Origin of the sequence: Streptomyces anulatus (assembly GCF_000721175.1) — a bacterium.
Classification (GTDB): Bacteria; Actinomycetota; Actinomycetes; order Streptomycetales; family Streptomycetaceae; genus Streptomyces; species Streptomyces anulatus_C.
Genome location: NZ_JOEZ01000045.1, coordinates 1 through 14,200, shown reverse-complemented (window position 1 = coordinate 14,200; position 14,200 = coordinate 1). Strand labels below are relative to the sequence as shown.

At 72.9% G+C, this 14,200-nt stretch carries 22 protein-coding genes and 1 pseudogene; 1 reads left to right on the top strand and 22 read right to left on the bottom strand.

Translation table 11 applies throughout. From position 1 onward, the window contains the following. Positions 1-108: 108 nt before the first annotated feature. The 11 genes from IG90_RS0134960 to IG90_RS0134905 form a co-directional block, all read right to left on the bottom strand. Complete coding sequence (locus tag IG90_RS0134960) at positions 109-600, bottom strand: hypothetical protein (RefSeq protein ID WP_030594024.1); 492 nt, start codon at positions 598-600, stop codon at positions 109-111. A 3-nt stretch (positions 601-603) separates the two neighbouring features. Beyond that, a complete protein-coding gene (locus IG90_RS0134955; protein WP_030594022.1) occupies positions 604-1,437 on the bottom strand; it encodes an Lsr2 family DNA-binding protein in 834 nt (277 codons plus the stop codon). A 3-nt stretch (positions 1,438-1,440) separates the two neighbouring features. Next, positions 1,441-1,989 carry a WhiB family transcriptional regulator gene (locus tag IG90_RS0134950; protein ID WP_030594020.1) on the bottom strand — a complete coding sequence of 183 codons (549 nt, stop codon included), beginning with the start codon at positions 1,987-1,989 and terminating at the stop codon, positions 1,441-1,443. A 52-nt stretch (positions 1,990-2,041) separates the two neighbouring features. After that, positions 2,042-2,320 (bottom strand): hypothetical protein, encoded by a 279-nt coding sequence (locus IG90_RS0134945; protein ID WP_030594018.1) that lies wholly within the window; start codon positions 2,318-2,320, stop codon positions 2,042-2,044. Then, positions 2,317-2,760, bottom strand: coding sequence for an ASCH domain-containing protein (locus IG90_RS0134940; RefSeq protein WP_030594016.1), 444 nt, complete (start codon positions 2,758-2,760; stop codon positions 2,317-2,319). Before IG90_RS0134940 ends, IG90_RS0134945 begins: the two co-directional genes overlap by 4 nt. Then, a complete protein-coding gene (locus IG90_RS0134935; RefSeq protein ID WP_030594013.1) occupies positions 2,757-3,446 on the bottom strand; it encodes a GGDEF domain-containing protein in 690 nt (229 codons plus the stop codon). The genes IG90_RS0134940 and IG90_RS0134935 overlap by 4 nt, the downstream gene beginning before the upstream one ends. A 109-nt stretch (positions 3,447-3,555) precedes the next feature. Beyond that, positions 3,556-3,873 (bottom strand): hypothetical protein, encoded by a 318-nt coding sequence (locus IG90_RS0134930; protein ID WP_030594011.1) that lies wholly within the window; start codon positions 3,871-3,873, stop codon positions 3,556-3,558. Continuing rightward, on the bottom strand, positions 3,870-4,358 hold the full coding sequence (locus IG90_RS0134925; protein WP_051860380.1) for an ATP-binding protein: 489 nt from the start codon (positions 4,356-4,358) through the stop codon (positions 3,870-3,872). The genes IG90_RS0134930 and IG90_RS0134925 overlap by 4 nt, the downstream gene beginning before the upstream one ends. Before the next feature lie 340 nt (positions 4,359-4,698). Next, positions 4,699-5,475 carry an NUDIX domain-containing protein gene (locus tag IG90_RS0134915; RefSeq protein WP_030594007.1) on the bottom strand — a complete coding sequence of 259 codons (777 nt, stop codon included), beginning with the start codon at positions 5,473-5,475 and terminating at the stop codon, positions 4,699-4,701. 23 nt (positions 5,476-5,498) lie between these two features. Beyond that, entirely contained in the window at positions 5,499-5,744 is a 246-nt protein-coding gene (locus tag IG90_RS0134910; RefSeq protein ID WP_030594005.1) for a hypothetical protein, read from the bottom strand. Between the two features lie 119 nt (positions 5,745-5,863). Beyond that, positions 5,864-6,139 (bottom strand): DUF4097 family beta strand repeat-containing protein, encoded by a 276-nt coding sequence (locus tag IG90_RS0134905; protein ID WP_157847100.1) that lies wholly within the window; start codon positions 6,137-6,139, stop codon positions 5,864-5,866. A 62-nt stretch (positions 6,140-6,201) separates the two neighbouring features. Between IG90_RS0134905 and IG90_RS0134900 the strand changes: the two genes are divergently transcribed. Then, positions 6,202-6,402, top strand: a complete 201-nt coding sequence (locus tag IG90_RS0134900; RefSeq protein ID WP_030594001.1) for a hypothetical protein — start codon at positions 6,202-6,204, stop codon at positions 6,400-6,402. 226 nt (positions 6,403-6,628) lie between these two features. Here the strand turns inward: IG90_RS0134900 and IG90_RS0134895 are convergent, their stop codons facing one another. The 11 genes and pseudogenes from IG90_RS0134895 to IG90_RS40085 form a co-directional block, all read right to left on the bottom strand. Then, entirely contained in the window at positions 6,629-7,402 is a 774-nt protein-coding gene (locus tag IG90_RS0134895; RefSeq protein WP_030593999.1) for a hypothetical protein, read from the bottom strand. Between the two features lie 213 nt (positions 7,403-7,615). Beyond that, on the bottom strand, positions 7,616-8,575 hold the full coding sequence (locus IG90_RS0134890; RefSeq protein WP_030593997.1) for an ATP-binding protein: 960 nt from the start codon (positions 8,573-8,575) through the stop codon (positions 7,616-7,618). After that, positions 8,572-8,922: a hypothetical protein gene (locus IG90_RS45355; protein WP_030593995.1), complete on the bottom strand. Its 351-nt coding sequence runs from the start codon at positions 8,920-8,922 to the stop codon at positions 8,572-8,574. Before IG90_RS45355 ends, IG90_RS0134890 begins: the two co-directional genes overlap by 4 nt. Then, on the bottom strand, positions 8,919-9,431 hold the full coding sequence (locus IG90_RS0134880) for a hypothetical protein (protein ID WP_030593993.1): 513 nt from the start codon (positions 9,429-9,431) through the stop codon (positions 8,919-8,921). Before IG90_RS0134880 ends, IG90_RS45355 begins: the two co-directional genes overlap by 4 nt. A gap of 117 nt (positions 9,432-9,548) precedes the next feature. Further along, complete coding sequence (locus tag IG90_RS0134875) at positions 9,549-9,836, bottom strand: hypothetical protein (RefSeq protein WP_411572662.1); 288 nt, start codon at positions 9,834-9,836, stop codon at positions 9,549-9,551. 4 nt (positions 9,837-9,840) lie between these two features. After that, positions 9,841-10,314, bottom strand: coding sequence for a hypothetical protein (locus IG90_RS0134870; protein ID WP_030593989.1), 474 nt, complete (start codon positions 10,312-10,314; stop codon positions 9,841-9,843). A gap of 29 nt (positions 10,315-10,343) precedes the next feature. Then, positions 10,344-10,808 (bottom strand): RRQRL motif-containing zinc-binding protein, encoded by a 465-nt coding sequence (locus IG90_RS40090; RefSeq protein WP_033894938.1) that lies wholly within the window; start codon positions 10,806-10,808, stop codon positions 10,344-10,346. Positions 10,809-11,024: 216 nt separating this feature from the next. Then, entirely contained in the window at positions 11,025-11,648 is a 624-nt protein-coding gene (locus IG90_RS0134860) for a hypothetical protein (RefSeq protein WP_030593985.1), read from the bottom strand. A gap of 197 nt (positions 11,649-11,845) precedes the next feature. Continuing rightward, the gene (locus IG90_RS0134855) at positions 11,846-12,529 is read right to left on the bottom strand and encodes a hypothetical protein (RefSeq protein WP_051860379.1); all 684 of its coding nucleotides are present in this window, start codon (positions 12,527-12,529) and stop codon (positions 11,846-11,848) included. A gap of 247 nt (positions 12,530-12,776) precedes the next feature. Continuing rightward, entirely contained in the window at positions 12,777-13,718 is a 942-nt protein-coding gene (locus IG90_RS0134850) for a hypothetical protein (RefSeq protein WP_030593981.1), read from the bottom strand. 97 nt (positions 13,719-13,815) lie between these two features. Next, positions 13,816-14,200, bottom strand: a pseudogene (locus IG90_RS40085) (hypothetical protein); the annotation flags it as partial.

Sequence of the window (14,200 nt, the reverse complement as noted above, 5' to 3'; positions counted from 1 at the left end):
GCCTCCAGGTCGAAATGGGATGGGGTGAGGAGCGCTGCCCGGCCGGAAGACCGGGGCAGCGGGGCGCCGCGCTGAACGTGGTCGCGGCGCCCTGTGGGTGTGGCCGGGTCAGTTGCTGTTGGTGGCCTGGCGCTGCTCGAAGGCTTCGAGGAGCTCGCTGATCGCGTTCGGCTCGGGTGCGGTGCCGACCCAGGCGCCGGTTGCGGTGAACACCTCCACGTCGGGGGTGTCGGCGTCGAGCCAGCAGACGTACGGCCCGTACCGCTCCAGCGCGGCCGTGGTGGCGGTGGCCGGGTCGGACAGCACCGGTGCGGTCTCCAGTACGGCGAGCGTGCTGATGACGAGCCACATCGGCTCGTCCGGTGTGCGGGGGAGCTGGAGGTAGCCGGTGACGCGGAGCTTGTCGCCGGGGACCAGGTCGTGGATGACGACGTGGGCCAGCTCCGGGTCGGTGACGGTGCAGGGCAGGATCATCTCGTCGGTGCGCTCGTCGGTGGGGGAGACGGTGAGGCGGAGCCGTGCGGTCGATCCGTGGAGGTCGCCGGGCACGGTCTCCTCGTCCAGGAACCCGTCCAGGACCAGCGGTTCGGTGGTGGTCATGGGTCAGCCGGCCTTCCGGGCCGGCGCCTGGTGCGCGGCGTCGAACGCCTCCAGGACGGACCTGCGCACCATGCCCGCGTCGGCGACCTGGTGGCCGGTCTCCCGCGCCCAGGCCCGGATGGCGGCGAGCTCTTCCCGGGTGCGGCCGCTGCCCGACCCCGCCCGGATCGGCGTGGGCGCGGCCGTCGTGGTGCGGGTGCCGGCCTTCACGGTGCGCAGCTCCTCCTGCGCCCGCTCCAGTTCGGCCTTGGCCCTGGCGACCTTCTCCTCGGCCTCGCGCTGGGCTGCCTCGCTGTCGCGGCGCTCGGTCAGCTCGGCGAGGTCGGCGGTGATGCGGACGGCACGGTTACGGAGCGCGGCGGCCGGGTGGGCGGAGGCCCAGTCGAGGAGCTCCTGAACCCGGCTGGAGACGGGCAGCCGGATGACGGGGACGTCGATGGCCGGGGTGGCGGCGGCCGTGCGGGGCAGCGTGAGGGCCTGGTCGGCGATGAGGGTGCTGAGTTCGGTCTCGCTGAGGCCGGTGGCCTCGCGGATGGCCTGGTCGGTGTCGCCGTTGGTGTGCATGGAGATCGCCATGGCCTCGTGCGCGGACACGGCCGGGGCGGCGGGGGTGGTCGTCATGGTGGGTGCGTCTCCGGTTTCCGGGATGAGGGGGAGCAGGGCGGTGAGGGTGTCGGGGCCGGTGGGCAGCCCGAGGACGTCCAGGAGCAACGCGAGGTCGTCCTTGTCGTGGGAGTGGCGGGCGGTGACCCGGGCCGCGGCGGCGAGCTGCTGCGCGGAGGTGGGGTCCAGGGGCAGGGACTCGGCTTCGAGGGCTTCGGACCAGTCGGTGAACACCGTTCAGGCCGCCTTGCCGGTGAGGGCGAGTTCCAGCACGCGCCGGTTGGCTGCCGCCTGCTGAGGGGTGATCGGCTGCTTCCACGGGTTGTAGGGCTCGGGTCGAGTGGGCACGAGCTCCAGCTCCAGACGGGCGAACGCCCGGTCCCGGACGGTCGGCGGGGCGACGCGCACCGTGCGCTCACGCTCGCGTCGGCGGCGCTCCTGCTCGGCGACGACGCCGGGCCAGTCGGCACCGAGCCGGGCGACGAGCTGCTTGCGGAGCCGGGTGCGGTCGCGCTTGGTGCTCGCCGCCCACACCCCGGTCGGCGTCAGGTCGGGGTTGGCGAGCGCCCACTTGAGGCACTCGGTGACGACCGGGCAGCCGGAGCAGGCCTGCTTGGCCTCGGTGGTGGCCTTCTCCCGGGCGCGCGGGTCGTCCGCCGTGCTGACGTCCTCGATGGCGAACAGGGCGGGCTTGGTGCGGCAGGCCAGGGGCTGGTCGGAGATGGGGAAGGGGATCCGGGTGTCGGCCGGGACGAGCGTCGCCGTGCCGGTACGGGAGCCGGGCATGAGGAGCCTCCTCAAAGGGGAGCGAGACAAGGTGTGGTGTGCGCGGTGCGGGTCAGGCGTGGTCGTCGCCGCGGCGGCGTCCGGCCTGGACGTCGGAGGCGAACCGCCCGAGGCGGGCTTCGACAGGGTTGGCCGCGATCCACGTTTCGGCGCAGCACTTGTGAACGGGCTCTCCCGCGTGGGAGCGCATCGGTGTGGGCTGGTCGCACAGGGCGCAGGGGCGGTCCTGCCAGCGGTCGAAGTGGCTGGCGTCGCGCCAGTCGAGCAGGCCGCCGGGGGACGGGATCAGTCCCGGCTCCACCGACGGCTTCTTGCCTCGGGTGCGGGTCACGGCCGGAAGTCGGGCAGCTGCTGGAGGACCTGGTCCACGAGGTCCTGTGTCGGCTTCCAGGCCGGGAGGGCGCCTGTGGCGGGCACGGGCAGCGGCAGCTGGTGGACGTCGGTCAGGACCAGGTGGTGCACGTCGCGCTGTGCCCACGGGCTGGAGCAGCGGGCGGGCCCCTGGTCCAGGTGGCAGTCGGCAAGCCGGGCAAGGCCGATGACCGCACCGAGGGGGAGTTCGCGGCCACAGATCGCGGTGGCGACCAGCGGGTCGCGCAGCAGGGCGGGTTGCGGCTTGGCCTTCCCGGCGTGGAGGAGAACCCAGCCTCGCCAGCTCCAGGGCTTGGGCCTGTTCTCCGGGGACTTGCCCGCCAGGATGCAGGTCGCCCAGGGCTGGCGGATGGTGATGCCCCGGATCCAGTCGCCGCCCTCGAGTCCGGCGGCGCTCACGCGGCACTCGCCAGAAAGTGTGTCCCACGGCGGCCGGCGCGGCGGCCGTTGACCGTCTCCGCGTAGGCGTCGTCCCGCGTCGCGCAGTACGGGAACGAAGCTCCGCCCGTCTTGACCCTGTACATGGCGGTGTCCGCGCCACGCAGGATCTGGCTCATGCTCTCGCCGGGCAGGTCCGCTGCGCGGGCGATGCCGATCGAGACGTCCAGGCGCAGGGTGTGCCCTTCGTGCTGGAGGGGCTGTCGCAGGTGCTCGCGCAGCGCGGTGATCTCCGCGAGGGCGGCAGAGGGCGGGATGACGGCGCAGACGGCGAATTCGTCGCCGCCCATCCGGGCCGCGAGCGCCTGCCGGGTCGAACTCCACCGGGCGAGGCGTCGGCCCAGGGTCTGGATGACGGTGTCGCCCGCGGCGTGCCCGTAGGTGTCGTTGACGGCCTTGAAGCCGACCCCGTCCAGCATCAGGACATTCACGTCGGCGTGCCGGCGGCGGGTTCGCAGGAGCCGCTCGCCGTAGGCGACGAACTCCGGTCGGCACGGCAGGCCGGTGAGCAGGTCGCGGCGGGCGTCGGCCAGGCGCCGGTGGAGCGTCAGGGCGTGGACGGCCCAGCCAGTCAGCGGCACGGCGGCGGTGGTAATCAGGAGGGCGTTCGGGCCGATCCGGCCCGGTAAGCGCAGGGTGGAGTTCATACTGAGGTTCCCTCTCTCGTCTGAGACACGGGTGGGGTCAGCTCGGGACCGCCGTTGCGTCGGCGGTCCCGAGCGTTTTGGTGTGGTGGTGCGGCTGGTCTTCGTGCCGTCAGCGGCCGGTGCGGGTGCGGGTCTCGGTGACGATGGCCCGCCCGTCGGGGTGGTCGCGTACGACGGAGGTGAGTGCGTGCCACCAGACGTTCGCGTACCTCTGGCGCTCCTCCAGGTCCCGCAGCTGTTCGGTAAGCAGGTCGAGGCGGGCAGTAAGGGTGTCGCACAGGCACTGCGCGTCGGGGTCCTGGATCCGAGCCATGCAGCCCGGTGCCAGGCACAGCGCTCCGTCGGGGTCGGTGAACCAGGAGCACCCGCGCGGCACGGTGTCAGGGGTGGTGACGACAGGGTCCTCGCGTGTGCCGGTGCCGGTCATCGGGTGGGCCGGGTAGTGAAGGCAGAGGAGAGGTGGACCGTGTCCCAGCCCTCGTCGTGCAGCTGGTCCGCGGTGGGCATCAGGCTGTGGAACTCGCGCACGACGTGGGCGGGCACGACCCGGTCGCGTCCCGCGTTCTGCGCCTCCACCGTCGCCAGGGGTACGTCGAACAGGACGGCGACGGTCGGGCGCTGCCAGTGGGCTGCGCGGGCCAGCAGCCCGGCCCTGGCGGGTGCGCGGAGGTTGGTGGAGTCGACGATCGTGGTCAGTCCTCGGGCCAGGCGGGCGTCCAGGAGCAGGGCCTGGATCTGTACGGCGACCGGTGTCGCGGACTGATCGGTTTCGGTGTCGGCGGCGAGCTTGCGGTAGAGATCCAGCGATACGCGCCAGGAGTCGGGCCACTGGGCGGCGAAGGTGGACTTGCCGGAGCCAGGCGGCCCGATCAGCGTGCAAATAGTGCCGACGGCGAGGGTCAGGCGGTTCATCGGTTCCTTCCAGTGCGGCGGGCGGCCCCGGCCGGAAGGCGGGGGCGCCGCTCAGGGTCCGGGGTCAGGCAGCTGTGCGGCGGTATTCGGCGGTCATGTCCGCGAGGCCGCGCAGCAGGCTCGCGGCGTGGACGACGGACACCTCCTGGTCCAGCTGGGTACCTCCGTCCAGCTCCACATCGAGCGCCTGGTCCAGCAGCCCGGCGGCAACGCCCAGCGCGTCGCCGCCCTGGATACCGGCCCGGACGAGGCGTTCCTCGCCCTCCCGCAGCTGGTCGATGAGGTCGGACCCGGTCGCGGCGAGGGGCTCCTCGGTGAGGTGGGCGAGGTGCGGGGCGTGCTACGCGACCAGCTCGGCGATCGAGGTGGCGGGCGCGGTGGCCGCCGCCTGGTCAAGGTGGTCCAAGGCGCGCTGCAGCAGGGGCCGGTGCGCGTCGTACAGGGTGCGCCCGGCACCGGTGACCGCGGCGTCGAGCTGGGTGAGGCTGCCGAACGGCCACCAGTTCGCGTCGAGCGCGTCGTCTCCGGCGGTCGCGGTCACGGTGGCGGGCAGCTGGTAGAGCGCGCTGGTGGAGGCGACCCAGGCGAAATCCGTGTTGCGCCAGTCGTCCACGAGCTGCCGGCCGAGGATCTCCGGCACGTGGTTGGAGAGGTCGATCCCGGTCTCCTCCCGTAGCTCGCGAATGAGGGCTGCCGGGGCGGTCTCGCCGGGATCGACCATGCCGCCGGGGATGGCTTCCACGTGGATGTCGTCGCGGGTGATCAGCAGCACCTGGCGCTGCCGGCCGGTGCCCGCGACCACGATCGGGTCGGCGGCCGCGTTCTCGCCCCACCGGCCCAGGTTCCGGCCGGTGCGGCCGGTGCGCCCGTGCGGGTTCAGCGGCCGGCCCCGCCCATCCAGCTGGTAGGGGACGAGCGCGTTGGCCTGGCGGCGGTCCCAGTCCGGGACGTCGGCCGGGGTGGGGGCGGCCTCGGCCCAGTCGGGCACGTGGCGGGCCAGAGCCGCGGGCAGCAGCTCGGAGGGGGTGGCGTCGGTCGGCGTGTACTGCGGCCAGCTCACCGACCAGTCACGCAGTGCGGCGGGGACGGCCCCGACGGTCTCGGTGGTCTTGCTCATGCGGGTTTCTCCGTCAGTCGTTGTCAGTCGTTGGTGGTGTCCGGGGCGGCAGGCCGGTAGCGCTTGGTCTGCCGCAGGACCTGGTTGCGCTTGACGTCCAGGACGTCGGCGACGTCCTGCTGAGCGCCGTGGTACCGCTTCTGCAGGCGGTCGATCTCCTGCCAGAACTCGGCCTCGATGCGCTCGTGTTCTGCGTCGCGGTGCTGGGCGGCTTTGGCGACCAGGTCGCGCAGTTCGGTGCGGGCCTGGTCGTCGGGGCGGGGGCTCATGCTGGGCTCCAGGGGGAGTTGAGGGACGATGTGTCTGCCCCCTGCTTCACGTGGAGCGGGTTGGGAGGCCCGGGGCGGCCGGTTGAGTTTGGCGACCTGGCGGCCGCCCCGGGGCGGAGCTACCAGACCCGGCCGTGGTGGGTGGACGTCTTGAGGTCCAGGTGGCCGGCCCCGCGCACCTGGATGTTGCCGTTGTGGGTGCGGGCGGCGAGGCGGCCGGAGGCGGCCGGGGTGGCGCTGATGGTTACGCCGCCGTTGTGGGTGCGGGCGGAGCCGCGGCGGCCGTTGTAGGCGCCGACGGTGATGGAGCCGTTGTGCGTGGATGCCTCCATCTCCTCGTCGACGGTGTCGACCAGGACCGAGCCGTTGTGGGTCTCCGCCTCCAGGACCTTCATCCCGCCCGCCTGCAACGAGCCGTTGCGGGCGTCGAAGCGGATGGTCTCCAGGTCTGATCGTCATGCCGGTCATGGTCCCGGTGTTCACGACGCTGTTGAAGCTGTACCTGGAGCCGTTGACCTGCACCACGTTGGTGCCGCTGATCCCGCCGTCCGGGACGGAGATGGTGAGCTCGTTGCCGCGCTCGGTGATCTTCGTGTCGTTCACCGCGTCGGCGACGGGGCCCTCGGTGTCGCAGGTGTGTACGCGGATCCGGCCGTAGACGGCCTTGGGGTCGACGGTGACGTTGACCGTGCCGTCCGAGACCGAGAGGTCCAGATCGACGGCTCCGCGGGTGGTCATGAGGTGGATCTTCTCGCTACTCAAAGCTGCTCCTTGGTCGGAGAGTGCGGGGGCCGAATGACCCCCGCACAACCAATAATGCATCCTTGAAGGATGCGTTTCAAGCGTTTGGCATCTTCTGAGGATGCGTTTTCTGTTCGTGCAGGTCAGGCGGACACGGCCGGGGCGGGGGAGTCGAGGCCGATGCCGCGCAGCGCGTCCAGGACGTACGGCTCGAAGCGGGCCTGGTGCTGGGCGGCGACCGCGCAGCCGGTGGCGCGGCCGTAGGCGTAGCAGCGGGCCATCATGCTGGCGTCGGTGTCGGCGAGGGCCTGGTCGACGGTGTTCCGTGCGAGGTGCTCGATCCAGGTCTGGGCGGCCGACTCGCGGCGGTTGTGCGATACCGCCATGGCGATGGAGTCCGCCCACCGGCCGCTGCCGCAGGTGGGGCCGCCGCACTGCTCCCAGTTCCACGTCCGGTCGCGCATGCCCTCGGGGTCGGCGTCCCAGTCCGCGGCCCAGCGCCCGGCGCGCTCGGGGATCTCCTGCTGGATGACGTTCAGGACGTCGCGGCCGGCGGCCCCGAGAGCGGGGTGGGCGTCGGTCTCCTCGAGGACGCGGATCTGGTGGGAGAGCAGCCGGTAGGGGTAGTAGCGCTGGCTCCAGTTGCCGGTCTCACCGAGCGGTTCCACGATCCACAGCCGCACGGGCCAGGTGCCGGGCCAGATACCGGTGTCCTCCAGGACCTCGCCGACGCGCTTGACCATGCGGAAGTACGAGAACTCGCTCTCGTCGAACCACAGGTTGGTGCAGGGCTGGGGGTGGTCGATGATCTGGCCGATGTTGGCGGCGAGGTTCACCGGGGTTCCGGCGTGCCGGGACTTCTCGATGATGCCGTCGGCGGGAGTGGCGATGTACCAGGTGATGGGCTTGCGGGCCATGCGGGCCTCCGTGAAGGGGTGAGAGCGGCCGGGCCGCTCATAACTGGATGTTGATCTGGCGGCGCGGGTCGCCCGCGCTGGTGCGGCGGTGCGCGGCGAGGCCGGCGCTTCCGCCCTGGATCGGAAGGTGGCAGTCCGGGCACCCGCGCGCCCACTCATCCCCGGCCGGGAGACCGGCCGGGGTGAGCGGGTGCGGACCGTCGGCAGCGCGGCTCACTCGCGGACCGCGGCCGCGAACTGCTCTTCCAGGTCCGCGCGGCCCTCGGGGTCGTCGTCCTGGTCGTCCTCGCCGTTGGGGCCGTGGACGGTGCAGACGATGTCCTCGTCGTCGTCCAGTCCGCCGCTCAGCGCCCGGAAGAGGCAGCTGATGCTGTAGGCGGGCGCCCAGGCGTAGCCGGTGCATTCGTCGTCGTGCGGGCAGGGCAGCATGACGTCGAACCCGAGGTCGCCCTCGCCGTCCACGTCGGTGCGCAGAGCGAGGGTGAGGTACATCTGACCGAGGCGGATCTCCGCGACGCGGTCGCCGCCGGCGACGTCCGAGCCGGGCTTCCACTGCCACAGCGGCAGGATCTCGTCGCCGAACGTCCGGCGTACGAGCAGCAGGTCGCCCAGGCCGTCGCCGCCGTCCAGACCGAGGGCGGCGTTCCGTGTCTGGCTGAGGCGTTCCAGGAAGGGCAGCAGCCGGTAGAGGCTGTCGGCGAAGACGACCTCGTTGAAGCCCTCCGCCTTGAGTTGCGGGTGCGAGTGGACCATGGCTTTGTGCTGCTGGTGGACCGTGTCGTTGGGGACGGTCCGGTTGGCCGGCCGCGGGTCCTGTCGCTCGACACAGACGGAGGCGGGGGTGGTGACCATGACCGCGACGGCGGGCATGTTGTGCCGCTTGGCGGCGGCGATCAGGGGCTCCCTCGCCGCCCTGGAGACGTTCGTGGCGTCGATGACCGTGAAGCGGCGCCGGGCCATCCGTCGCTCCAGGATCAGGTGCAGGGCGTCGACGGCGTCGCCGGTCGCGTCCTGCTCGCCGGCGTCGTCGCTCACCGCTTCGCGCAGTGCGTCCAGGGACAGGACCTGGGAGGCGGGCCAGGTCGCGGCCAGCGTCGACTTGCCCGCACCGGAGGCACCGATGAGGACCACGAGGCAGCGTTCTGGCAGGTCCGGATAGGTCAGCGAGGTCATGCGAGCTCTCCTTGCGGGTGAAGGGCGCGGGCGGCCCAGTTCATGCGCTGCCCGGCGTTGTCGGTGAGCAGGGCGGCTGCCTCGTGCAGGGAGCAGGAGGCGTTGCCGTCGCGGTCCGGCTCGATCTGCTCCGCCTTGTGGGCGGCGGTGGAGACCAGCTGCGCGAGCGCGGGGAAGAGGCCGCCGGGGACGTCGATGTCCTCCTGGAGCTCGTGCAGGATCGCGGCGAGCTCGGGGGCGTCGATGTCGTCGGCGGTCAGGTCGTCCTCGATCTGCTGGAGGGCGAGCTGGGCGATGCCGAGCGAGCCGCGGACACGCTCCAGGCGGGTGCGGGAGCGGCCGGTCACCGCGGAGTGGCCTTGGTGGTGGCGATCAGCGCGGCGACCGTTTCCCAGCCGTGGTGCCAGGCGGAGTCGAGCTGGAACGCCCCGTTGATTCCGTGCGAGGCCAGCTGGTAGAAGCCGCCCTTGCCGGTCTTGGTGGCGATGCTCTCCAGCAGTCCCTTGCCGGGGACCCTGCGGTCCGCGGCGTAGTGCGTGCCGAACGAGAGGGCGAGCGCGGCCGCGGCGGCGGCCGGGTGGACCCGGATGCCGAGCGCGCGGGCCCCGGCCCCGGCCACGATCGCCTGCGTGGCCGTATAGGTCAGGCAGTGGTGAAGGCACGCGGAACGGCCAGCAGCCGTGCCGTGGGTCGTCTTCTCCTTCGTGGCCGGGTCCTCGTAGGTGACCGGGTGGTCATCCGAGGCGCCCTTCACACGGGCGCAGAAATCGTTCTGCATCCAAAAATCGCCGATGGCGCTTCCGGCGCGGCCCAGGCCGAGCAGGGCGGCGAAGACGGCGGGACGGTGAGCGTGCATGCTGGGGTTCTCCTGATCTCGAAGGGGTGAGGGAGCGGGCGGCCGGCCTTTGCCGGTGCTGCGGCCGCCCGGGCGCGAACCTCCGCCCCGGCCTTGGTGGCCGGGGCGGAGGCCGTTTCAGAACGGCGGTTCGTCGGCCGGGGCCGGGAGGGGCAGGAGCCGGATGCAGAGCTCGGGCCGCTCGGCCCAGCAGCCGCACGCCTCCATCTCCGGGAACGGCCCGCCGGTCCACCAGCCGCCCGTGCCCCGGCAGTCGGGGCAGGAGCGGCGGGCGACGGGGGTGAGGTGGATGCGGTGCCGGTCGGCGTACAGCTTCCAGTGACCGGCCTTGAGGACTGCGGTGGCCGCTGCGAGCGCCAGAGGCACCGCAACGGCCGCCATCAGCGAGCGGGGCGGAGTGCGCACCTGCTCAGCGGGCCGGGATGCTGGCGCAGTACGGGCCGCCGGTGTCACCACGGTGCACCGCGCGCCCGCCGGCAAGGCGCAGTTCCCTGAGGAGCTCCAGGAGGTCGTTCTCGTCCTCGAGGAGCGAGGGGACGTAGCCGTGGCCGCAGTCGCACGGCACGAGCAGGGTGAGGACGTCGCGGAAGTCGCCGAGGGCGGGGATGGTGTGGTGGAGCCAAAGCCCGCCGTCAAGGTAGGCCACCGCGCTGGGCTGCAGTCCGTGGTCCCGCAGGGTAGGGAAGCCGGTCCACGCGTCGTGGTCGACCGCCCGGCCCAGGGTGTTCGGGTAGGCGGCGTAGACGTGGTCGGCGGCCGCGGTCGCCGCCATGTCGCGCTCCTCGTCCTGGACGACGCGGGCGGCCAGCTGCGCGGCGGTGGTGATGCCGAACAGCAGCGCCAGCGGGGAGCCGGCGGCGGGCGGCGTGAGGGTCTCGGTCATCGTGTGCTGCTCCTTCAAGAAGTGGTTGTTCAGGCGGCCAGGCGGTGCGTGACCGGCGTGGTGGTGGTGTGGACGTAGGTGCCGGGGGTGGGTTCGTATCCCTGGGCGCAGGGGTCACAGGAGCCCACGGTGTGCAGGGGGAGGCAGTAGTAGTACCGGCGCGAGCACTTCGAGCAGGTGCTCCTGGCGGCCATCGCACGGTCCAGCGCGAGCTCCTGAGCCAGCGTCGGGACGCGCTTGGGGCGGGCCAGGTCGACCCGGAGAAGGAAGCCGCGGGTGGGGTGGCGGCAGGACCAGTTCGGGCGGGTGGCGCACAGTCGGCACCGCAGGATCGCGACCGGGCCCTCGTTGTCACCGGGGCTCAGTCCCATATCCCGCAAAGTGCGCCGGGTGACGAGGCCCTCGGGCACTGCGCCGCGGTCGTACTCGGGCAGGAGCGTCTCGCCGCGCGGCACCCGGACCACCTCGCGCCGCTGCTTGCGGGTGCGCCCCATTACCGGCTCCAGGTGCCGGGGAGGCGGCGCTGGGGAAGCGGGTAGCGGGTTCCGGGGCGCTGCGGGCGGGGACGGCCGATCCGGCGGCGCGGGCGGGGGATGAGCACGAAGAAACCTCCAGAGAGCGCGATGTGGTGCGGGCAGGCGGTGACGCGGCCCCCGGGCGGGGGGTGCTCCGGGGCGGCCGGGCCAAGTGCCGGCGGCCGCCCCGGGCGTTCAGTGGCCCGCGGTGCGGGCGGCGGGCAGCTGGGGCAGGATCCGGAAGCGGACGGTGCCGGTGTGCTCGTCGGGTCGGGCGGACAGGAGGCCGCTCTCCTCGATCGCGAGCGCTTCCAGCTCGGTCTGGATCCACTCGTTGGTGCGCTGGAGCTCCAGGCGTCCGGAGTCGAGGTCGTGGACGTCGAAGTCGGTGTACTGCAGGTCCCGGCGGCGCAGCATGGTGCGCACCCAGGAGTGCAGGAGACGGCGGGCCGCGCTCTCGTCGGGGCGGGCCGGGAGCTCGCGGGGAAGTGCCCGGCAGGTTGCCGCGTGATCGTTGGCGGCGCCCGCGGCCGTCGTCAGCGTGTACTGGATGTGCGAGTCGTGGTACTTGGTGCGGGTGCTCAGGAAGTGGCAGCCCAGGCAGGCGACCAGGTAGTAGGTGGTGCCGTAGGGGTTGTGGCCGGTGCTGGCGACGAGGACGACGGCGTTGGCCTGGTTGTAGTACCGCTCGGCGACGGGGAGACCTTCGGGCTTCCACGTCTCGCCGATCTCCGGCCACGCCCTCGGCTCGGGGGCCTCCGTCGGCGGGGCGGGCGCGGGGGCGGCGGGCCTGCGGGTGAAGAGGTCGCTGAGTGCCATGGGTTGTGCTCCTTCGCATGCGGGAGGTGTGCGGGCAGCACCGCGCCCCGCAGACGGTCCGTCTGCGGGGCGCGGCAGGTAATGGGGGGCGGCCGTACTTGGTGCCGGGCGCCGGGCGGGCGCGGTGGCCGGGCGGCCTGTCCGGCCCTGGCCCGGCCCCCGGGTGGGGGTGGGCGAGGACCAGGCGGAGCGTCCGGTCAGTTGAGGGAGGGAGGCTGCTGGGGGTCGAAGGGCTTGAGGACGGGCGAGGCGGGGGCCGGGTGGGGGACGTGGATGGCGGTGTGGACCTGCGGTGCGGGCGGGGCCGGCGGGGCCTGGACGTGAACGTGGATAAGAGCGGTCGGGGAGAGGCTGATGCCGCGCAGCGCGAGCAGGCTCAGTGCGGCCCAGCCCAAGGCGGCGATCCCGGCGGCGACTTCCCGGCCGGGGGCCGGGGTGCCGGTGAAGGCTGCGGCGACGGTGAAGGCGCCCCACAGGAGCCAGAGGATCCGGCCGCCGCTGGAGCGGCAGAAGCCGAGGACCAGGGCGAGCGCCCCGATGGCCTGCCACAGGGCGTAGGCGGTGGTGGCGGTGACGGGAAGCTGGGCGGTGTGGGTGTTCAGGTAGTGCCGCACGGGCTGATCGACCGTGGCGAGCAGCCCGGTGGGATCGGCAACCTTCTGCGTGGGCCAGGGCAGGGCGTGGGCCGCCTGAAGGCCCAGGCCGCCGGCCCAGCCGAGCAGGAGGGCCGCCGTGGCGAGGCCGCCGACGACTGCGGCCGCCTTGAGCCACAGGGCGGTGTGCGACCAGCCGAGCGTGAACGCGCTGCTGATGTCGTCGGCGCGGTCCCGGAGCCAGCCGAGGATCTGGAGCCCGCGGTAGGCGAGGGTGGACGTCTTCATGGGCGGGTGCCTTCCGGGGCGGTGGGGCGGGTGTCGGGTGCGGTGTGGGCCGGGCGGGGCCGGTCCTCGCGGGAAGCGGCGTCGGTGGAGGCGTTGTGGGTGCCCAGGTAGGCGGTTGGCGCCCCACCAGGTGGGCGGGGCGGGCGCGGTCAGAACGCCTATGACCTTGGGTGCGGCTTTCGCCAAAGCGACTGCTCTCCTTCGAGGGGTCGGTGATCGGACGGTGCGGTGAGGGTGTGCGGACGGGTCAGGAGGCGGGCGGGGTGTCGGGGCGGGGGTAGCGGCTGGTGAGGGCATCCAGCCGGGCGCGGATCTGGTCGGCGTTGCCGTGGATCCAGTCGGGGACGAGGTGCTGCCGGTTCTGCGGGGTGTAGTGGCCGGTGGTCCGGGCGGGGTCGGCGGCGAGGGCTTTGTCGAGGTGGGCCATCGCGGCGACGAGCTCGGTGATGGCGGGCGCTTCGATGCGGATGACGCGGGCGGCGTGCTCGCAGTACCGGATCTCCGCAGCGCTGTTGGGGGACAAGAGGTGGACTCCTTCGTGACAGGTGGTGGTGGGGCCGGGCGGCCTGCCCGGTCTCCGCCCCGGGCCCCGTGGTGCGGGGACGATGTGGTTGCGGTCGCCGAACTGGATGTTGACGTCGCCGCTGCGGCCGAACACCCGGGTGCCGCCGGTGTCGATCTGCGGGGCGAACACCATCGGCTGCTGCTGTTCGGCGGCCGGGGTGGCGGTGTCCGTACGGCGCGCGGCGGTGAAGAGGAACCGGCCGGTGAGGGAGAGGCCGAAAAGAATGACCGCGAGGGTCAGGGCGACCTTCCAGAGCATGTCGAGCAGGTCCACGAGTCCTCCGAGGGCGGGGGCGGCGATCCGGAGGGCGGTGGCGCTGCCCAGGGCCATGACGGTGAGGCTTCCGGCGATGAGGGAGACCGCCTTGGCCCAGCCCGGCATCGCCTCGGTGGGGGCGGCCTGGGCGGGCACGGGGTCCAGGTGGTGGTCGACGGGGCGGCCCCAGGCGATGCGTCCGTCGGGCAGCTGGACCTGGACGGCACCGGGCACCGGCACCTGGTAGAGCGTCAGCGCCGGCGCCGGGGCGGGGGCCTGTGGGGCGGGCTGCCAGATCGCGGTGGGAACGGCGGGTGTGCGGGTGAGGTGGGCGGCCGCCTGGCCGACCGGGTGCTGCTCGGTATTCACGCGGGGCTCCAGGGTGGGTTGGGGGATCACGGCGAAGGCCGGCCCCAGGTACGTACGGGGCCGGCCTTCGCCGTGGTGTGGGTCGAGGGCGGGCGGGTCAGGCGGCGGCCATGTAGTCGGCGGCGTGGTCCTGGTGGACCCACGCCCCGTGGCCGACGTTGACGACCGGGATGGTCGGGTCGTCTTTCATCCGCTTGAGCGCGGTGCGTACCTGCGGGCCGGGCATCCCCAGGCTCTTGGCGATGATCGCCGGGGAGACCGGCTTGCCGTGCTGCTGGAGGAACGCCACGACCTTCTTCCCGGTCGCCGACAGGCCCGGCTTGACCGGTTCGACGGCGACGGGCACGGGCTCCGGCGCCTGCGCGGTTGCCTGCGCGGGCACTGTGGCCTTCTTCCTGGTGCTCACCGGCGGCGCGGCGGGCGCGGCCGGGGTGTCGTCGAACCGGTCGGGGTCGTAGGTGTAGCGCTCCCCGGCGTTGCGC